Annotated in this window: 17 protein-coding genes; 8 read left to right on the top strand and 9 right to left on the bottom strand. The window is 74.4% G+C overall.

Annotation, left to right across the window (positions count from 1 at the left end):
* On the top strand, window positions 1–1424 hold a 1424-nt coding region (locus E1266_RS24585), incomplete at its 5' end, for a DUF3516 domain-containing protein (RefSeq protein WP_132050784.1).
* 36 nt (window positions 1425–1460) lie between these two features.
* Complete coding sequence (locus E1266_RS24580) at window positions 1461–2261, top strand: carbon-nitrogen hydrolase family protein (protein ID WP_132050781.1); 801 nt, start codon at window positions 1461–1463, stop codon at window positions 2259–2261.
* Between the two features lie 57 nt (window positions 2262–2318).
* Here E1266_RS24580 and E1266_RS24575 read toward each other — a convergent pair whose 3' ends face one another.
* The 5 genes from E1266_RS24575 to E1266_RS24555 are packed head-to-tail and all read right to left on the bottom strand — an operon-like array spanning window position 2319 to window position 6062.
* The gene (locus E1266_RS24575; RefSeq protein ID WP_132050779.1) at window positions 2319–2867 is read right to left on the bottom strand and encodes a hypothetical protein; all 549 of its coding nucleotides are present in this window, start codon (window positions 2865–2867) and stop codon (window positions 2319–2321) included.
* Between the two features lie 19 nt (window positions 2868–2886).
* A complete protein-coding gene (locus E1266_RS24570) occupies window positions 2887–3429 on the bottom strand; it encodes a Clp protease N-terminal domain-containing protein (protein WP_132050777.1) in 543 nt (180 codons plus the stop codon).
* A gap of 4 nt (window positions 3430–3433) precedes the next feature.
* Window positions 3434–3664, bottom strand: coding sequence for a helix-turn-helix domain-containing protein (locus E1266_RS24565; protein WP_132050775.1), 231 nt, complete (start codon window positions 3662–3664; stop codon window positions 3434–3436).
* Between the two features lie 59 nt (window positions 3665–3723).
* Window positions 3724–4740 (bottom strand): CNNM domain-containing protein, encoded by a 1017-nt coding sequence (locus E1266_RS24560; protein WP_132050773.1) that lies wholly within the window; start codon window positions 4738–4740, stop codon window positions 3724–3726.
* Window positions 4737–6062 (bottom strand): hemolysin family protein, encoded by a 1326-nt coding sequence (locus tag E1266_RS24555; protein ID WP_132050771.1) that lies wholly within the window; start codon window positions 6060–6062, stop codon window positions 4737–4739. The genes E1266_RS24560 and E1266_RS24555 overlap by 4 nt, the downstream gene beginning before the upstream one ends.
* A gap of 175 nt (window positions 6063–6237) precedes the next feature.
* Between E1266_RS24555 and E1266_RS24550 the strand changes: the two genes are divergently transcribed.
* Complete coding sequence (locus tag E1266_RS24550) at window positions 6238–7197, top strand: MBL fold metallo-hydrolase (protein WP_132050770.1); 960 nt, start codon at window positions 6238–6240, stop codon at window positions 7195–7197.
* 42 nt (window positions 7198–7239) lie between these two features.
* On the opposite strand, the gene E1266_RS24545 is transcribed toward E1266_RS24550, so the two are convergent.
* The 4 genes from E1266_RS24545 to E1266_RS24530 all read right to left on the bottom strand — a co-directional run bounded on the left by E1266_RS24545 (window position 7240) and on the right by E1266_RS24530 (window position 11544).
* Window positions 7240–9123 carry a potassium transporter TrkA gene (locus E1266_RS24545; protein ID WP_347876744.1) on the bottom strand — a complete coding sequence of 628 codons (1884 nt, stop codon included), beginning with the start codon at window positions 9121–9123 and terminating at the stop codon, window positions 7240–7242.
* Window positions 9124–9367: 244 nt separating this feature from the next.
* Window positions 9368–9697, bottom strand: coding sequence for an Lsr2 family protein (locus tag E1266_RS24540; protein ID WP_132050768.1), 330 nt, complete (start codon window positions 9695–9697; stop codon window positions 9368–9370).
* 17 nt (window positions 9698–9714) lie between these two features.
* A complete protein-coding gene (locus E1266_RS24535) occupies window positions 9715–10071 on the bottom strand; it encodes an Lsr2 family protein (RefSeq protein ID WP_131986053.1) in 357 nt (118 codons plus the stop codon).
* 183 nt (window positions 10072–10254) lie between these two features.
* Window positions 10255–11544, bottom strand: a complete 1290-nt coding sequence (locus E1266_RS24530) for a helix-turn-helix domain-containing protein (protein WP_243718814.1) — start codon at window positions 11542–11544, stop codon at window positions 10255–10257.
* A 609-nt stretch (window positions 11545–12153) separates the two neighbouring features.
* Here E1266_RS24530 and E1266_RS24525 point away from each other — a divergent pair.
* The 5 genes from E1266_RS24525 to E1266_RS24505 all read left to right on the top strand — a co-directional run bounded on the left by E1266_RS24525 (window position 12154) and on the right by E1266_RS24505 (window position 18684).
* The gene (locus tag E1266_RS24525) at window positions 12154–12978 is read left to right on the top strand and encodes an AfsA-related hotdog domain-containing protein (RefSeq protein ID WP_165966196.1); all 825 of its coding nucleotides are present in this window, start codon (window positions 12154–12156) and stop codon (window positions 12976–12978) included.
* Window positions 12979–12985: 7 nt separating this feature from the next.
* Window positions 12986–13627 carry an isoprenylcysteine carboxylmethyltransferase family protein gene (locus E1266_RS24520; RefSeq protein WP_132050764.1) on the top strand — a complete coding sequence of 214 codons (642 nt, stop codon included), beginning with the start codon at window positions 12986–12988 and terminating at the stop codon, window positions 13625–13627.
* Between the two features lie 2 nt (window positions 13628–13629).
* Entirely contained in the window at window positions 13630–16320 is a 2691-nt protein-coding gene (locus tag E1266_RS24515; RefSeq protein WP_132050762.1) for a PEP/pyruvate-binding domain-containing protein, read from the top strand.
* 88 nt (window positions 16321–16408) lie between these two features.
* The gene (locus E1266_RS24510) at window positions 16409–17470 is read left to right on the top strand and encodes a polyprenyl synthetase family protein (protein ID WP_132050760.1); all 1062 of its coding nucleotides are present in this window, start codon (window positions 16409–16411) and stop codon (window positions 17468–17470) included.
* Between the two features lie 11 nt (window positions 17471–17481).
* Window positions 17482–18684, top strand: a complete 1203-nt coding sequence (locus E1266_RS24505; protein ID WP_132050758.1) for a helix-turn-helix domain-containing protein — start codon at window positions 17482–17484, stop codon at window positions 18682–18684.
* The last annotated feature ends 40 nt before the right edge of the window (window positions 18685–18724 follow it).

Raw genomic sequence — 18724 nt, 5'->3', positions numbered from 1 at the left:
GGCGGGCCGGGTTCGACACGGTCGGGTTCGTCGTCGCGCAGGCGCCCGAGCACGTGGTGGAGAACGAGAAGGCCCTGGCCAAGGCGGGGGACGACCCGAAGAAGCGGCGGAAGGTGCAGCGCAAGAAGCCGCCCGAGGGGTTCGTCGGGTGGGACGAGGACGTCTTCAAGAAGCTGCAGGACGCCGAGCCGGAGATGCTCCGGTCGCGGTTCCAGGTGAGCCACGCGATGCTGCTGTCGGTCATCGCGCGTCCCGGCAACGCGTTCCAGGCCATGAAGCGGCTGCTGACCGACAACCACGAGGAGCCGGCGGCGCGGCGCAGGCACATCTCGCGGGCCATCGCGATCTACCGGTCGCTGCTGGCGGGCGGCGTGGTCGAGGTGCTGCCCGAGCCCGACGACCTCGGCCGCTACGCGCGGATCACCGTCGACCTGCAGGAGGACTTCGCGCTCAACCAGGCGCTGTCGACGTTCGCGCTGGCCACGTTCGAGATCCTGGACCCGGCGTCGCCGTCGTACGCGCTGGACGTGCTGTCGGTGATCGAGGCGACGCTGGACGACCCCCGGCAGATCCTCGCGGCCCAGGTCAACAAGGCGCGGGGCGAGGCCGTCGCCGAGATGAAGGCCGAGGGCATCGAGTACGAGGAGCGGATGGAGCTGCTCCAGGACGTCGACCACCCGAAGCCGCTGGAGGACGAGCTCGACGCCGCGTACGAGATCTACCGGTCCGGGCACCCGTGGGTGGGCGACCATCCGCTGCGCCCGAAGTCGGTCGTGCGGGACATGTACGAGCGCGCGATGACGTTCACCGAGTACATCGGGTTCTACGAGCTGGCCAGGGCGGAGGGCCTCGTCCTGCGCTACCTGTCGGGGGCCTACAAGGCGCTGCAGCAGACCGTCCCGGAGTCGATCAAGACCGACGACCTGATCGACCTCATCGAGTGGCTGGGGGAGCTGGTCCGGCAGGTCGACTCCAGTCTCCTGGACGAGTGGGAGCAGCTCGCGAACCCCGCCGACGAGGACGTGGACGAGCCGATCCAGGAGCGGGTCACGAAGGTGACCGCGAACGCGCGGGCGTTCCGGGTCCTGGTCCGCAACGCGATGTTCCGCCGGGTGGAGCTCGCCGCGCTGGAGAAGTACCGGGAGCTGGGCGAGCTCGACCCGGACTTCGGCGCCGACGCGTGGGCCGACGCCATGGACGGGTACTTCGCCGAGCACGACGAGCTGCTCACCGGGCCCGACGCCCGGGGGCCGAAGCTCCTGCAGATCGAGGAGGTTCCGCAGGACGCGCTGTGGCGGGTCCGGCAGGTGTTCGACGACCCGGAGGGGCACCACGACTGGGGGATCAGCGCCGAGGTCGACCTGGCGGGTTCGGACCAGGAGGGCGAGGCAGTGATACGGGTGACCGGCGTGGACAGAATGTAGGGAAGAGCAGGCATTGGCGGAATAGGGAGCTTGGGCATGGTGCAGGTCGCGGTGGCGCAGTTCGCGCCCGGGGTCAACAAGGACGAGAACCTCGCGGCGATCGGCAAGCTGGCGGGGGAGGCGGCCGGACGCGGGGCGAAGGTCGTCGTGTTCCCCGAGTTCGCCATGTTCACCGCGCCGAAGCTGGACGAGCGGTTCGCCGACTCCGCCGAGCCGCTCGACGGCCCGTTCGCCGGCGGGCTCAAGGACGTCGCCCGGCGGCACGGCGTGCATGTCGTCGCGGGGGTGAACGAGCGCCTGGACGAGCCTGGGCGCATCTCCAACACCCTCGTCGCCGCCGGTCCCGGCGGGGACTTCGTCGCCGAGTACCGCAAGATCCACCTGTACGACGCGTTCGGGTATCAGGAGTCGGCGATGGTCCGGCCGGGCGAGATCGGGAACCCGGAGACGTTCACGGTCGAGGGCGTCACGTTCGGCATGCAGACCTGCTACGACGTCCGCTTCCCCGAGGTGACGCGGCGGATCGTGGACGCGGGCGCCGACGTGCTCGCCCTCCCCGCCGCCTGGGTGCCGGGGCCGCTGAAGGAGGACCACTGGCGGACGCTGGCCCGCGCCCGCGCCATCGAGAACACGATCTACGTGGCCGCGGCCGGGCAGTGCGCCCCGACCGGCGCCGGGAACAGCATGCTCGTGGACCCGATGGGCGTGGTCACGGCCGGGCTGGGGGAGAGTCCGGGTGTCGTGGCGGGCGAGGTCTCGCCGGAGCGCGTCGCCGCCGTCCGGGAGAAGAACCCGGCGCTGCGCCTCCGCCGCTTCACGGTCGCGAAGGCCGAATAGGCGCCGTTGTATCGAGGTGGCAACGGTCTTTCTGATTCTCCGTATCCTGCCAGGTGCTTAGCGTGACGATCGGAGGGTGCGCCTCTCCTCCGATCTCCCGCCCGCCGGATTCACCCGCGCCGAGCCCAGGCCGCCCACCCGGACGCACCGGCTCCCACCGCGGGTTCTCTTCGCGGTCGCGTTGGGCGCAGGGCTGGCTCTCGCCGCTGGGCTCGGGGCGATCGCCGCGCCGGCCCGCACGGTGTCGCCCGGCGCGAACACATCCTCGGCCGTGCCGCGCTCCGTGACACCGCCGGCGTCCGCGCCCGCACCGGCGCGGTCCGCCGCGGCGTCCGCGCCCGGCCGGGCGGTGCCCGGACCGGGGGACGCGGCGTCCGCGAGCCGCCCCGCGACGCGGCAGAAGCCGTCCCGCCGGGGGCAGGCCGTCCCGTCGCGCACGCACCGACCGCACCCGAAGGCGCCGCGCACGCCTCGTTCCGCGCCGGTGCCCCGTCCGCGGGGCGCGCGGCCCGCGCGCCCGGCCGTGCCGCCCTGGATCGCCGCCGAGTGCCGCCGCCGCTTCCCGGACGATCCGCGCCGCCGTGCCGCCTGCGCAGCGGCGCTCACCCGGTCCTTCGGCGGCTGATCAGGCCGCCTCGGACGTCAGCAGCCGGTCCAGGCGGGCGCGCAGAGCCCGCACGTCCACCCCCGCCTGCGCCGCGAGCCGCGCCGCCTCGGAACCGTCGTCGTGCAGGACGCCGAGCAGGATGTGGCCCCCGCGGATCTCCTTCTGCTTGAGCCGGATCGCGTGCCGCAGGCTCAGCTCCAGTGCCTTCTTCGCCTCCGGCGTGAAGGGGATGTGGCCGCGCGGGCGCCGCCCGGCGGGGACGTCGAGGGCGCCCTCGCCGAAGGCGTCCTCGGTGGCCGCCCGGACGGCGTCGAGGTCGATGCCGAGGCTCTGCAGCGCCTCGGCGTCGAGGGTTTCGCCGCCGCCGGTGCGGGCGAGCCTCGCGCGCAGGTCGTCTGCGTCCAGTCCGTGCTCGCGGAGCGTGCGGGCCATGGCCTCGTCGCCGCGCAGGACGGAGAGCAGGAGGTGCCCGGAGCCGATGCGCTGGTGCCCCAGGTCGCGTGCCGCCGTCTGCGCGCCGGTGACGGCCGCCCGGGCCTCCTTGGTGAACCGCTCGAACATGGCGCTACTGCTCCTTCCTGAGGCGGCGGCCTCCGCCGTGCTTCTTGTGGACGGCCTGCCGGCTCACGCCGAGGCAGACCGCGATCTCCTGCCAGGACCAGCCCTGGTCGCGGGCGCTCGCGACCTGGAGGGCCTCCAGCCGCTCGGCCAGCTCGCGCAGCGCGCGCACCGCCCGCAGTCCCACGGCGGGGTCCCGGCTGCTCGCCTCCCGGGCGAGCGTCTCTCCATCGCTCATGATGTCAATGTAGGTTGACAGTCGGCCCGTGTCAACCGATGTTGACGTGGAACATGGATTCAGCGGACGGTCACCAGCGTGGTGAGGAGGTCGTCAAGGGTGATCATCCCGGCGATGCCGCCGTCCGAGGCCACGGCCAGGGCGAGATGGCTGTGGTGCGCCTTCAGCGTGGCGACGGCCTCGCCGACCGGCGTCCCCACCGGAATCGCCGGCACCGGGTGCGACAGGGCCCGCGCCGTCGTGTCGAGACCGCGCGCGCGGGCCAGGTAGGCGTCCCGGACGTGCACCATGCGGGCGGCCCGCCTCCCGGAGCCCCGCAGCATCATGCGGAGCCGGCCGGTGCGGGCGGCGGTGTCGATGATCTCCTGCGGCGTCGCCGACGCGGAGACCGACACGATCTCCGCGACGGGGACGACCAGCCCGGACAGCGGGGCGCGCGGCGCGTCCAGCGCGGTCGTGAGCAGCGTCAGCTCGGTGTCCTCGATGAGCCCGAGCCGCCGGGACTCCTCCGCGATGCTGCGCAGCTGCTCCGGTGTGCGCGCCACCTCCTGCGACCAGGCCGGCTGCACCCCGATCGCGCGCAGCATCAGGTTCGTCGAGCCGTTCAGGAGGGCCAGCACCGGGCGGGCCGCGGTGACGAACGCGCGGAACGGCAGCGCCAGCACGGTCGCCGAGCGCTCCGGGTACGTGATCGCCCACGACTTGGGCGCCATCTCGCCGACGACCATGTGCAGGAACGTGACGAACGCGAGTGCGAGGACGAACGCGGCCGCGTGCGCCGCGCCCTCCGGCAGCCCGAGCGCGTGGATCGGCGGCGTGAGCGTCGCGGCGAACACCGGCTCGGAGACCAGGCCGAGGCCGAGGGAGCACATCGTGATGCCGAGCTGCGCCCCGGCGAGGGTGAGCGACAGCTCGTCGATACCGGCGATCGCGGCGCCCGCGGCCCGCCCGCCGCGCGCGGCGGTCTGCTCCAGGCGGGGACGCCTGGCCGCCACCAGCGCGAACTCGGTCGCGACGAAGAACCCGTTGCCGATCAGGAGCGCCACGGTGACGAGGGCGCCGAGGGCGAGGCTCACCGGTCCGCCTCCACGGTGCGGATGCGGATCAGCTCCGGCACGTGCCGGTGGATCGTCAGGACCTCCACCACGGCGGTGCGGCGCGGCTCGTCCAGCCGCGTCGGGGGGAGGTCGACGGTGACCACGTCGCCGGGCTCGGCGACCCGGCCGAGCCGCTTCAGCAGCAGGCCCGCGACGGTCTCGTAGTCGCCGTCCGGCAGATCGATCCCGGTCTCGTGGGCGACCTCGTCCATCCGCAGCCCGGCGTCGGTCGTCCACCAGTCGCCGGTGCGGATCGCGAGGTCGTCGTCGGGCTCGTTCTCGTCGGCGATCTCCCCGACCAGCTCCTCGGTGACGTCCTCCCACGTCACGATCCCGGCGAAGCCGCCGTACTCGTCCACCACGCAGGCCATCGGCGCATCGGCGTCCTCCAGCCGACGCACCACGTCCGGCAGCGGCAGGGAGGACGGCAGCAGCAGCGGCGCCTGCGCGATGTCGCGGACCTCGGTGCGCGCGATGTCGTCCGGGCCGAGCAGGATCAATTCCTCCAGCCCGACGACCCCGACGAGGTCGTCGACGCCCGCGCCGACGACGGGATAGCGCGAGTGCCCGCTCGCGGCGATGACGTCGGTCAGCTCGTCGGCGGAGGCCGACGCGGGGACGGTCACCACGTCCACGCGCGGGATCATCACCTCCTCGGCGTCCCGCTCGGCGAACGTCAGCGCCCGCTCCAGCAGGTCGGCGTGGTCCTCCTGGAACCGCTCGCCGGACTCGCCGATCATGCGCCCGAGCTCCGCCAGCGTCGCCCCGTGGTGCAGTTCCTCCACCGGCTCGATGCCCACCGCGCGGACGAGCCGGTTCGCGGACGCGTCGAACAGCCGGATCAGCGGCCCCGCGACCGCGAGGTAGACGAGGGTGGACGCGGCCAGCGCGCGGGCCAAGCTGTCCGCCCTGGCCAGCGCGAGGTTCTTGGGGAACAGCTCGCCCAGCACCATCTGGACCACCGTGGCCAGCGCGAACCCGAGCGCGACCGCCACGGTCCCGGTCGCCGCGTCCGGCACCCCGGCCGCGTCCAGCGCCGGGGCGATCAGGTCGGCCAGCGCCGGCTTGGCGATGAAGCCCACCACCAGCGCGGTGACGGTGATGCCGAGCTGGGCGCCCGACAGCATGAACGACAGCCGCCCCATCACCCGCAGCGCCCGCGCCGCCGCCCGGTCGCCCTCCGCCGCCCGCTGGTCGAGGGCCGGCCGGTCCGCGGTGACGTACGCGAACTCCTGCGCCACGAAGTACCCGGTCGCGACGGTCAGCAGCAGGACGGCCAGCAGCCCGAGCGCGGCGGTCACCCGGCCCTCCCTCCCCGGCCCGTCATGTCCGAGATCCCCTTACCCCGTCGGCGCCTTCTTCCCCGGATCTTGGACGGTTATCGGGCGCTCCGCGTGGAATGAACCCTGGACGAGAGCCGCCCGGGCGCCGCCCGCCCGGACGGCGGCCCGCGGCCGGGAGTGCGAGGGGGCGCCGATGCCCAGACCGTTCGCGTCGTCCGCAGATCTGGGCGACAAGGAGCAGACGCTGGAGGTCTTGGCCGACGGGGTCTACGCGCTCACCGCCGAGGGGGACCCGAACGTCGGCGCCGTCGAGGGCGAGGACTTTCTCGTGTGCTTCGAGGCGCTCGCCACGCCCGCGGCCGCCCGGGACTGGCTGGCCGTCCTGCGCGCGCACACCGACAAGCCGATTCGGTACCTGGTCCTGTCGCACTACCACGCCGTCCGGACGCTCGGCGCGAGCGCGTTCGGCGCCCCGGTGGTCGTCGCGCACGACCTGACCCGGTCGCTGATCGCCGAGCGCGGCGAGCAGGACTGGGAGTCGGAGTTCGCCCGGATGCCCCGGCTCTTCAAGGACCCGGCCGGCATCCCCGGCCTCACCTGGCCCTCGATGACGTTCTCCAGCACGCTCACCATCGACCTCGGCGGCGACCGCGGCGACCTGGACCTGGCGTACTGCGGGCGCGGCCACACCGAGGGCGACATCGTGGCGTGGCTGCCCCGGCACCGGATCCTGTTCGCCGGCGACCTCGTGGAGACGCAGGCCGCCCTCTACACCGGCGACGCGTTCCACCGCGAGTGGGCGTCCCGGACGCTGGACCACGTGCACTCGTTCGGCGCCGAGACCCTCGTCGGCGGGCGGGGCGCCGTCGCGCACGGCCGCGCGGCCGTGGACGCCGCCATCGCGCAGACCCGCGACTTCCTGGAGACGATGATCCGCGAGACCGGCCGCGTCCGGGACGGCGGCGGCACGCTCAAGGACGCCTTCGCCGCCGTGCACGCCGCGCTGGCCCCCGCCTACGGCCGCTGGCCGATCTTCGAGCACTGCCTGCCGTTCGACGTCTCCCGCCTGTGGGACGAGCTGGACGGCGTCGAGCGCCCCCGGATCTGGACCGCCGACCGGGACCGCGAGGTCTGGGCCCAGCTCCAGGGCTGACGGAGGACGAGGTCCGTCAGTCCTCGGCGAGGACGAAGCCCGTCAGTCCTCGGCGAGGACGATGACGCGGTCGTCCGCCGCCAGCGTGAGCGGCGCCCGCTTGTCCGGGTTGAGGACCACCCCGTAGCCGGGCGGCTCGTGGAAGAGCTCGGTCCGCCGGTAGCCGAGCGCGACCTCCCCGCGCCGCCGCGCCGACTCCATGAGCGTGGCGAAGTCGGCCTCCTCGCCCGGCGCGAGGTAGTCGCAGGCGGGCTTCAGGTAGATCTCCGACCCGGCCGGGTCGAGCAGGTCGACGAACACGTCGTACAGGTAGCGGTTCTCGCTGAGCTGGGTCAGCATCAGGCTGATCAGCTTCTCGCTGACCACGAAGTCGTCGGCCTTGGTGACCTGCGCGATCTCGCGGTTGGCGTCGTCGTTGATCTCGCTGACGATGGAGAACGGGTCGCCCAGGGCGTCCTCCATGTCGCGCAGGTGCAGCAGCGTCACCAGCGTGCGGGCGTCGGCGTGCTCGTGGTCGACGCCCTCCTCCGACAGCACGATGATGTGCTGGTAGGAGCCGATGTCGAGGGACTCCAGGGACGGCCGCTCGGTCGGCTCGGCCCGGACGAAGTCGACCGCGAGGTTGTCGCGCGTGCGCAACCGCGCGGTCGGGTCCTCCCGCGGTGCCGCCACCGTCAGGGCCGACTCCGGGGCGAGGAACTCGTCCAGCAGCTCGATGATCTTCGGGGCGCGGTGGTTCCAGCCGAGCATCAGCGTGCGCTCGGGCACCGGCGGCCGCGGCACCGCCGTGGTGATCACCGATTCGCGGACCGGCGGGGCGGGCGCGGACGCGGACGCGAGCCGGATCATCAGGTCGTCCTCGGCCAGCACGATGACCTCGTCGTCGCCGCGGATCACGGTGTCCATCGGCGGGTTGAGCAGGACGGTCCCGTCCGCGCGCCGCAGCCCCGACGGGATGCCGAGCTCGTAGGCGGCCAGGGCCTCGCCGAACGTCACCCCGTCCAGGGCGGGCTCGCGCCGCATGTAGAACTCGTGGCCGGCGAAGTCGAGCAGGTCGGTGCAGACCTGCGACAGGCCCGACTGCCGGTGCGACTGGACGATCAGCCGGATCGCCATGTCGTCGGCGTCGATCACGTGCGCGTTCTCCCCGCCCGCGAGCCGGGCCGCGGGCAGGTTCGCCGAGTCGTGCACGGCGGCGACGACGTGCGGGCGGCGGCGCCCCCAGGTCCGGGAGCCGAGCGACAGCAGCACCTTGATGACCCGGGTGTCGGCGTCGTCGGTCTCCGGCGTGACGATCACGATGGAGCGGGCGGAGCCGGGGCTGACCAGCTCCACGTCCGCGATCTTCAGCGGGTCGCCGGTCCGGCACACGATGCGGGTGCGGCCGAGGTCGCCGACCCGGTCGCGGATCGCGTCCTCCATCTCCACCTTGTCGCGGCTGGCGAGGATCGCCACGCACGACCTGCGCTTGCTCTGGTTCGCCTCCACCAGCTCGGCGACCACCGTGAAGACCTGCTCGGACCAGCCGAGCAGCACGGTGTGGCCGTGCTCGACGATCCGCGACCGGCCCTTGCGCAGTTCGGCGATCTTGCCCTCCAGCCCGGTGGTGATCACGCCGATCAGCGAGCTGACGATGAAGATCCCGCCGATCGTGGCGACCAGCATCAGCGCCAGGAACGGGCCGGTGCCGGTGTCGTCGCCCATGGTGCCGGGGTCGAGCGTGCGCAGCAGGCTGCGCCAGACCAGGCCGGGCCACTCCCCGTTGTCGGCGCTGTCGCGCGGTGCGATGACGACCGCCGCGGTGGCCACCACGACCACCAGCGCCGCCGACGCCAGGCCGAGCCAGCCGATGAGCGCGGGCGTCCCCTTCGACATGGTCCTGTCGAACCAGTACCGGACCCGGTCCCATCGCGTCGCGCGTCTCAACGGTCTGCCCCCTCGGCCCGTTCCCCGGGCCTCAGCCTATTGTGTTGTCTCATACCAATTCCGGCATTCTCCCCGGGCCCGGGCGCGTTCGGCGCCGGGCGCTCCGGGGCGATCGGCGGCCCGCGAATGCCGTACCGAAAAGGCGATTTGCCCGTCTGCGCACCGCAAGGGGCCGGGGTGCGGAGAATTCCGCACCCCGGCCCCTTGCAACCGTGCCGAACGCCGCCGGCCACGCGGCGGGCCGCTAGTGCGCGGCCTCGTACTGCTCGATCACATTGGCGGGGATACGGCCCCGCTCATTGACCTTGATGCCGCGGCTCTTCGCCCACTCGCGAATCTCCGCGGAGCGCTCCCGGCTGCCCGCGGTCCGCGCGGCGCGGCCGCCGCGCCCGCTGGGCTTGCGCGCCTTCCGCGCGCCGGCCACGAACGGCTCCAGGCCGTCGCGCAGCTTGGCGGCGTTCTTCTTGCTCAGGTCGATCTCGTAACTGGTGCCATCGATGGAAAAGCTGACGGTCTCGTCAGCCTCTCCGCCGTCGATGTCGTCCACGAGAAGGACTTCGACCTTCTGTGCCATGCGGGGACTCCCTCTAGCTATGCGTCCGGCTTGGCGTCCGGATGTGCCTCGATGAATGCAGCATAGACCTCATCCGATATCTTGCCACGTTCGGAGACTTCGATGTTACTTCGCAATGCCCACGCACGGACATCTCCGTTCGTGTAGCCCTTGATCTTCGCGGTGCGGGACTTGCGTCCCTTCCCGGCGGGCTTCACCTCGGCCGCGTTCTCGATGAAGGGCGCCAACGCGTCCAGCATCTCGTTCAGCCGCTTGAAGTTGTCATCGCTCAAGTCGATCGTGAACGTGCGGCCCAGGACTTCGAAGTCCCGCTTTGCGACATCGGCCCCTTCGGAGCCGTCGATGTCGTCCACCCTAATGACCTTCTCGGCCATGTGTACTCGGTGTTCCTTCCCCTCGCCTGCGCGGCGTCCCCGACCGTAGCGGATTCCAGGCCCCGGCATGGTGCGCAGACGCGCCGGTCGGCGGAACCCGAAGCGGTGATAGCGAAGCGGGAATGGCGCCGTATCGGACGGGGGTATCGAGCGGGGCTATCGGGCGCCGGTATCGGGCGGGGATCAGGTGCCGTGCCGCTCGATCCAGGTGTGCAGGAGCAGCATCATCTCCAGCCGGATCGCCGGGTCCTCGATGTCGAACCCGAACATGCCGTGGAGTTGCGCCAGCCGGTACCGGACCGTCTGCGGATGCACGCACAGGACATCGGCGGCCCCCGTGGCGTTGAAGCCGTGCTTCATGCACTCCAGGAGCGTCACCGCGAGCCGCAGGCCCTGCCGCGGCCCGGCCTCCTCCAGCGGGGCCAGCCGCCGGCCCGCGACGATCTCGGCGAGCGTGCCGCCCTCCCGCAGGAGCAGCTCCGGGAGATGCTCCTCGGCGCGGACGAGGACCCCGCCGCGGCGCGCGCCCCGTCCGCCGGTCCGGTTCCCCGGCCCGCCGCCCGCTCGGCCCCTGCCGGGAACGGCGGGTGCCAGCTCCAGGGCGCGCCGCGCCCACAGCAGCGACGTCCCCGCCCGGTCGACCGGGACCGACGGGCCGATCGCGCCGGTCCAGCCGGCGAGCGTCGCCGCCAGCTCCTCCATCCGGCCCGGGCCGTCCGGGTCGGGCACGATCAGGCAGGGCCGGCCGTGGTCGAGCCCGGTCAGCAGCGACGGCGGCAGCCCCGCCGGGCCCTCGCCCCCGCTGCCCGGCCGCGGCCGCAGCACGATCACCGCCATCCGCTTCGGCAGCGGCCACCCCGCGCGGGCGGACTGCTCGCGGACGGCCTCGGGCGGCGCCGGGGGATCCGACAGCAGCAGGGTCAGCAGCCGGCCGCGGCGCTGCTCGCGCTCCCCGGCCGCCTTCTCCCTGGCCCGCGAGTAGCCGTGCGCCGCCGCGGACGCCAGCACGTCCAGGTAGGCGAAGTTGGCCTCGGCGAGCAGGCTGATCAGCGTGCGGGGGCGGCCGAGCCGCTCGGCCTCGACCGCGAGGTGCCGCCAGGCGAGCCGCGACCCGATCCGCATCGCGTTCTGCAGGTGTTCCAGGCTGCGCCCCTCGACGGCCTCGCCGTAGCCCACGTCGAAGAACACCTGGTGCACCTCCTTCCAGGAGGCGTCGGGGTCGGCGATCATGTGCACGAAGTGCTCCATGGCGTGCGCGACCGCGGCCTCGGCGACCCGCGAGTACGCCGTGTCGCCCGGCCGGTCGTACTCGGGGACGTGCCGCAGCACGCCCCGGACCATGGGGCCGAGGAGGTCGGGGAGATGGGGGCGCATCCACCGCGCCTCCTCCTGTGGGATGTCGCGCCACGGCTCCTCGGTCAGGCCGTCCAGGACGGAAGCCGCGGGGTGGTGGTGCTCATACGCCGTCGCCACGGGGCGCCTCCTCGCCTGGGACCGGTCGGGCCGGTCGTCTCAACCTAGGCACGCCCTGTGATCCGCGACACTCACCGGCCCTCATCCCGCGGGGCGGTGTTTGTCAGTCGCCTGACAAGCCCGCGTCCCGGAGGGCGGGACGCGGGCTGACCGCATTCAGCCAATTAATTGTGGGGAAGGTCACAACGGCCGCCGTTTCGGAGTGACCGGACAATAGTTTGAAAATATATCTTGTCCGACCCGCGCCCTAAAGCTCCGAGCGGGGTGCGGACAAACGCCTTCCTATCGATCTCCATTGCGGCCTCATGACGTGCGGGCTTCGCCCGGGCGCCCGGACGCCGCCGGGCGGGACGCGGCCCCGCAAGTGGACGCTGACATGCGCTTTCCGGTCCGGGTGCCCCTGCACGGAGCGTGTTCGCCGGGTGCCGGGTTGCCGGTCTGGGCAGACTCCCGCGCCCTGGACTGCCCAGGAGTGCAGTTCAGCTGCGCGCATTCATGTAGCAAGATGACGGCCGTCCATCCGGTTTTTCCGCTCTTGTCGAGAAGCGCGTCCGGTGCCGTTTTCGGCGCCGGAGAGAAGCCGGGATCCGGAAAATGAAGGGAGGGCGCATGGCCGCGTCCGTGATCGATCGATTCCGCGAGCTGGTCGTCGACGAGTCGGATCCCTTCTACTTCGACCACCCGCTCGACCACGTGCCGGGGATGCTGCTGTTCAGCGGCCTGCTCGAACTGGCGGTCCGCGCCGACGAACTGCGGTCGCGGGGGCGGCCCGGCCGGGTGGTGGCCGGGCTCGGCTTCACCCGCTTCTGCGAGCTGCGCACGGCGACGTCGCTGTCCTGCACCCCGGTGCCGGGGCCGAACCGGGCCTGGACGGTCGCGGCCCGGCAGTCGGGGGAGGAGGTGTGCGCCGGCTCCATCGCGTTCGCCGACGACGGCCCGGCCGCCCCGGACTGCGCCCGCGCGGCGGCGCCGGCCCCCTCCCGGCAGACTCCGTCCCGGCAGGCACCGGCGGAGCTGGTCCACCGGCACCGCCCGGAGAACGTCCTGGTCGGCGAGCCGGTGCGGCGCGGCCGCGGGGTGGTGGAGGCCGCCGTGCTGGAGCCGCCGGCGGGGCCGGAGCCGCCGCCCCCGTTCCGCGGTCCCGTGGAGCTCGTCGAGGCAGGCAGGCAGTTCGCGACGATGCTGGAGCACCAGGAGCACGGCAGGCCCATGGACGTGACGCTGCTGTGGGTGGCGCTGCGCCTCGACATCCCCTACCGGCTTGACCGGGACGTCCCCCTCCTGCTGCGCTGGCCGACCGCCCGCGTCTCCGGACGCCGCTCCCACTGCGCGGTGACGCTGGCGGACGCGGCGACGGGCGCCGACCTCGGATCGCTCACCTACGAGGCGCAAGCGGTGGACCCGGAGCAGTACGCCCGGGCCAGGGCGCGGTGACCGGACGATGAACGACAGGCTCCTGATCTACGCGCCGCGCCTGCTGTTAGTCGCGGGCGCGGCCACGCTCGTGGCCGGGATCGCCCGCCACGCCGGTGGAGACGGCGGCGCGCCAGGAAAGGTCGCGGCTGCCCTGCTGGCGGCCTACCTGGGCTGGCTGCTGCTGGAGGCGCCGGTGACCTTCCGCCGGGCCGCCGCCCCGCCCGCCGACGCGCGGACGCTGCTCCCCTACGCGCTCGCCCGCATACTGCTGGTGGCGTCTGCGTCCTTCGCGCCGCTGCCCTGGGACGCATGGTCGCCGTGGCAGGCCGTCCCCGCGGCCGTGTTCGGGGCAGGGGTCCTGCTGCGGCAGGCCGCGATCCGCACGCTCGGCCGGTTCTACTCCCACCACGTCATGCGGCAGGACGGCCATCGCGTGGTCACCGGCGGCCTGTACGGGGTCGTCCGCCACCCGGCCTACGCGGGGATGCTCCTGGCGAACGCGGGCTTCGCGGCCTTCTTCGCCGGCCCGGCCTGCGCGGCGGCGCTGCTCCTGCTGGGCGCCGCCGTGGTCTGGCGGATCCGGGTGGAGGAGCGGGCGCTCGCGGACGTCCCCGGCTACCGGGGCTACGCGGCGGGCAGGCCGCGCCTGCTGCCGGGGGTGTGGTGACCATGAACGAGATCGGCCACAAGTTCGCGCGGCTGGAGACGCTGCGCGCGGAGGGGCTCCCCGTCCCGGACTTCTTCTGCCTGCCCGCCGCCGAGTTCGACCGGGCGCTCGACGGCGTCCGCCGAGGGCTCCCGCCGGTGGCGTCCGTGCCGGTCCGGGAGTGGTGCGCCTCCGCCGCCTCGGCGCTGGCGAAGGCCGTCCCGGGAGGTGACCTCGCCGCCCGGCTGCTGGCCGCCTTCGACGAGCGCATCGGCGCGGACGCGACGGCCGCGGTGCGCGCCTGCGCCGTGCCGGGCGAGGACGGCGGCGGCGAGGACTCCGCCGGCGACCCGTTCGCCGGGATGAGCGACAGCTTCCTCTACGTCCCGCGGGACGGCCTGCTGGAGGCGGTGGCGCGCTGCTGGGCGTCGGCGTTCAAGGCCGAGGCCGTCCGGTACCGGGCGTTGCGGGGCGTCGACCCCGCGCGGGTCCGGGTGGCGGTGGGCGTCCAGCGGATGGTCCTCGGGACCCGCTCGTTCGTGGCGTTCACCCGCGACCCCCGCGACGGGTCGAGGCACCACGTCATCGCCGCCGCGCACGGAATCGGTGAGGGCGTCGTCCAGGAGAAGGCCGACGTCGACCACTTCTTCGTCGATCCCAAGACGGGCACCGTCCGCGCGGAGGTCGTCGCCAAGCGGCGCATGGTCGGACCGCCGGCGGACGGCGAGACCGACCCGAGAGTGACCGAGGTACCGGAGGAGCTCCGGGACGTGCCCGTCCTCACCGACGACCAGGCGCAGGAGGTCGCCGACCTCGCCGCCCGCGTCGAGGAGCGGTTCGGCTGCCCGCAGGACATCGAGGGGACGTTCACGCCGGACGGCGCCGTCCACCTTGTCCAGGCGCGGCCGCTGGCGGGGGAGGGGCCCGAGGCCGGACCCCGCGTCCTCTGGGGCAGCCACAACGTCACCGAGAGCTTCCCGGGCGTGTCCGGCGCGCTGACCTACTCGCAGGCGCGCATGTTCTACGAACTCGCCTTCACCGACCTGTACCGGCGGATGGGCGTGCCGGAGCGGCGGCTGCGCGCGAACGCGCACCGGCTGCCGCGCATGGTCGGGCACCTCGACGGCCGCGTGTACTACCGGCTGGACGACTGGCGGGAGCTGCACGGCCAGCTGCCGGTGTTCGACCTCGTCCGCGCCGGATGGGAAGAGGGAATGGGCATCACCGGCGACGCGCGCGGCCACCGGCGCCGGCCGCGCGCCCGCGCCGCCGCCGCCCTGCTCCCGACCGCATGGCACGCGGCCGGGCACCGGCGGGCCACCGCCCGGCTGCTGCGCTGGTGGGACGGGCTGATGGCGGAGGTCCACGGCCCGGCGGCCCCGCCGCTCGCCGAGCGCTCCCCGGACGAGCTGATCGCCCTGTACCGGCGGGTGTGGGCCGAGGTCGCGCGGCGCTGGGGCGTCACGCTCGCGAACGGGCTCTACGGCCTGCTCGTCATGCGGGCGGGGACCGCGCTGCTGCGCCGCTGGGCGGGCGCCGGGCCGGAGCTGCTCCCCGGCCTGCTGTGCGGCGGCCGGGAGAACCGCTCGCTGGCGGCCGCCCGCGCCGCCATCGCCCTCGCCGAGCGCGCCGCCGCGATCCCCGAGCTGAAGGCGGCGCTCCTGGCCGCGGACGCCGGAGACCGCGGCGCCGCGGACCAGGGCACCGGTGAGGAGCGCCTGCGGGCGGTCTGGGCCGACATCGCCGCCGGGCGGTACGGCTCGCCGGTGGCCGCGGCCGCCCGCGGGTACCTGCGGCGGTACGGGGACCGCGGGATGCACGACCTCAAGCTCGACGAGCCGACGCCGCGGCAGCGACCCTGGGCGGTCGCCGCGACGATCGCGCCGTTCGTCCGGCAGGGCGCCACGGTCGCGGGGAACCGGGCCGCGGAGGCGCGTGCGGCCGCGGACTCCCGCCGCCGGCTGCGGGCCGCGTGCCGCGACCCGCTGCGCCGCGCCGTGCTCACCGGCCTGCTGTCCCTGATGCGGTGGTTCGTCCGGACGCGGGAGGACACCCGCTTCATCCGCACGCAGCTGTTCGGGCTGTCCCGCGAGGTGCTGTGGCGGCTCGGCGGCCACCTCGCCGAGGCCGGGATGCTGGACGACCCCATGGACGTGCACGATCTCACCGTCGAGGAGGTCATCGGCGCCTTCGACGGCACGCTCCCCGGCACCGACCTGCGGGGGATCGCGGCGGTGCGGCGCGCGGAACGCGATCGCGACCGCGCCGCACCGCCGCCACCGGCGCTGCTGTCGGCGCCCGCCGGGCGCCCGGTCGCGGCGGCCCTGCGGGACGTGCGCCCCGCCGGCGCCGGCGAGGAGCCGGACCCGGACGCACTGGGCGTCCTGCGCGGGCTGGGATCGAGCGGCGGGACAGTCCGGGGCCGGGCCAAGGTCGTCCTCGACCCCGGCATCGCCCCCGCCGACTGCGCCGGCCGGATCCTCGTCGCCCGGGAGACCGACCCCGGCTGGCTGCCGCTGATGATCACCGCGTCCGGGCTGGTCGTCGAGCGCGGCACGCTGCTCTCGCACACCGCCGTCACGGGGCGGCTGCTGGGCGTGCCGGCCGCCGTCGCGGTCGGCGGCGCCGTCGGGCGCATCCCGGACGGCGCCTGGATCGAGCTGGACGGGCGCGCCGGCACGGTCCGGATCCTGGACGCGCCCCCGGAGCGGTGACCGGCACGCGCGAGGACGGCGGCACCGCTCCCCCTGAACACCGGGCCCCGGCACGGCCCGGCACACCCCGCAGCAGAGGAGTTGGCACGTGGACGAAGGAGTGTTCGGCAGGGCCGCCCGGGAACGGGCGGTCGCCGGCGTCGAGGCGGAGATCGCGCGGCTGTGCGAGGAGCTCGCCGAAGGCCGCGGGATCGGCCTCGGCGCGGGCCGGGAGATGGTCGGCGGCGCCATGTCGGAGTTCCTCGCGGACTTCTTCGACCTCGTCCGCGCCAAGGGCTCGCGGCGCGCCATGGAGGGCATGGTCGTGCTCCCGCTCCTCGTGCACGCGACGGAGACCTGGCCGGGCGGGGTCCACCGCTCCCCGGCCCGGCCGATCGCCGTGGTCCACCTGCTCTGGTGGGCGGCGGCCCGCCACCTCGACGACCTGACCGACGGCCCGGGCGCGCCGTCCCCGGGGAGCGCCGCCGCCGGAAAGAAGATCCTCACGGCGCTGGCCGTGGGGAGCCACCTGCCCGCCCGGCTCGTCGCGGACCTGCCCGTATCGGGCGAGGTCCGCGCCAGGCTCGGCGACGAGGTGTCGCGGGGCTGGCTGGACGCCGTGGACGGCCAGCTCCGCGACCTGACCGAGCGCGCCTCGGCGGCCACCCCCGAATCGGTGCTGCGCGCCTACGAGGGCAAGACCGGCGCGCCGTACGCGATGGCCGCGGCGTCGGCGGCGTGCCTGGCCGGGGCCGACGACGGCCGGGTCACCGGCTGGCGCTCGTTCGGCCGGGCGCTGGGGGTCCTGCGCCAGCTCGTGAACGACCAGCGCGACATCGACTCCGGCCGGCACGAGGACCTCGCCAACGGGACGGCGACGTACCTGCTCGTCCACCTGCTGACGTCCCTCCCGGCGGGGCGGCGCAGGGAGGCGCTCGCGCTGCACGCGGCCGCCCGCCACTCGGGCTCCGCGCGCGCCGAGCTGGCCGCCTGGATGCTGGACGAGGAGGTCCTCGACTCCTACGCCGCCTCCGTCGCGCCGCTGGGCGACCGCGCCCACCGGCTGCTCCGGCTGCTCGGCGGCGAGCCGGACCGCATCCGGGAACTGCACCGGCTGGTCGACGAGACCGTCGGCCACCTGCCCGGTTCCCGGCTGGCCGTGGCCTCCTGAGGGGATCGTCGATGACCGGTTCCGGCGACCTCCCGGAGATCCTCACCGCCCACTGCCCGCGGCTCGACACCGCCATCGGGGAGGCGCTGCGCGGCCACCCCGCCTACCAGCCGATCCGGCGGGCCGCGGGCCCCATGTTCGGGCCCCGCGGCGCGACCTGCGCCCGCCTGCTCGGCCTCGTCCTCGCGAGCGAGCCCCTGCCCGCCGAGGACCTGGCGCGCTTCCGCGACCTCGGCGTGCTCGCGGCGCGCCAGGCGATCCCGCTGCCGGTGCTGTCGGAGGTGTGGGACCTCGCGCTCGCCGCGGCGGCGCGGTCGTGCTGGTCGGTCGCGCCCGCCGCGTCCTTCGCCAGGATGGCCGCGCTGACCGCGCGCGCCGCGCGGCTCGCGGGCCGGGCGCGGGAGGCGTGCATCCAGGGCTACGCCGAGGCGCCCCGCGAGGGCGGCACGTCCCGGCCGCTGCGCCGGCTGCTGGCCGAGACGCTGATCGACGGCGCGCCGGCGGACGTCATCGCCGACGCGGCGGGCGTCCGACTGGCGCCCGCGTACCTCGTCCTGGTGTGCGAGGCCCCGGCCCTCACGTCCGCCGCGCACTGGCAGCGGGCGAGCGAGCGGCTGGACGCGCGCGACGGCGTGCTGTACTCCGGCGACCTCGGCGGGCTCGTCGTGCTGTTCCCGGCCGAGGACCCGCTGCGCGCCGAGGACGCGGCGGCCGAGTTCACCGCGGGGCTGGCGGCGTGCACGCGCGGGCCGGTGCACGCCGCCACGTCCCTGCTCGGCGGCCTCTCCGACATCCCGGCGGCGCTGGAGGAGGCGTCCCAGGTCCTGACGGTGGTCAAGGCCGTCCCCGACGCCGAGGACCGCCCCTACCGGGCCGACGAGCTGCTCGTCGAGCTCGCCATCCTCGGGCAGCCGGACATCCGCTGCCGGCTCGCCGCCGTGCTGTCGCCGCTGGACGCCGGGACGGACCTGCGCCGGACCCTGGAGGTCCTGCTCGCCTGCAACCTCGACCGGGAGCGCGCCGCGCGGGAGCTGTGGATCCACCGCCGCACCCTCCACTACCGCCTGGACCGCATACGGGACCTGTCCGGCATCGACCCGAGCTCGGCGCGCGGCATCCAGCTGTTCCGGGCGGCGCTCACCTCGGCGCGCCTGGGCCGCCTGGAGCGCGACGGCGGCGAGGACGCCTCCCTGCCCCCGCCGCTGAGCGCCTGAAGGGAGACCATGGACTTCCCCCTGCCGGACCGTCCCTGCG

This window comes from Actinomadura sp. 7K534 (assembly GCF_004348575.1).
Lineage (GTDB): Bacteria > Actinomycetota > Actinomycetes > Streptosporangiales > Streptosporangiaceae > Spirillospora > Spirillospora livida.
Note: the sequence above shows the minus strand (reverse complement) of the source record. Positions and strands in the feature narration are given on the sequence as shown.

What these genes read in the sequence shown, in the direction of transcription:
- E1266_RS24580 (WP_132050781.1), top strand. Translation starts at nt 1,461, where the DNA reads ATGGTGCAGGTCGCGGTGGCGCAGTTCGCGCCCGGGGTCAACAAGGAC.
- E1266_RS24570 (WP_132050777.1), bottom strand. Translation starts at nt 3,429, where the DNA reads ATGTTCGAGCGGTTCACCAAGGAGGCCCGGGCGGCCGTCACCGGCGCG.
- E1266_RS24565 (WP_132050775.1), bottom strand. Translation starts at nt 3,664, where the DNA reads ATGAGCGATGGAGAGACGCTCGCCCGGGAGGCGAGCAGCCGGGACCCC.
- E1266_RS24550 (WP_132050770.1), top strand. Translation starts at nt 6,238, where the DNA reads ATGCCCAGACCGTTCGCGTCGTCCGCAGATCTGGGCGACAAGGAGCAG.
- E1266_RS24540 (WP_132050768.1), bottom strand. Translation starts at nt 9,697, where the DNA reads ATGGCACAGAAGGTCGAAGTCCTTCTCGTGGACGACATCGACGGCGGA.
- E1266_RS24535 (WP_131986053.1), bottom strand. Translation starts at nt 10,071, where the DNA reads ATGGCCGAGAAGGTCATTAGGGTGGACGACATCGACGGCTCCGAAGGG.
- E1266_RS24525 (WP_165966196.1), top strand. Translation starts at nt 12,154, where the DNA reads ATGGCCGCGTCCGTGATCGATCGATTCCGCGAGCTGGTCGTCGACGAG.
- E1266_RS24520 (WP_132050764.1), top strand. Translation starts at nt 12,986, where the DNA reads ATGAACGACAGGCTCCTGATCTACGCGCCGCGCCTGCTGTTAGTCGCG.
- E1266_RS24515 (WP_132050762.1), top strand. Translation starts at nt 13,630, where the DNA reads ATGAACGAGATCGGCCACAAGTTCGCGCGGCTGGAGACGCTGCGCGCG.
- E1266_RS24505 (WP_132050758.1), top strand. Translation starts at nt 17,482, where the DNA reads ATGACCGGTTCCGGCGACCTCCCGGAGATCCTCACCGCCCACTGCCCG.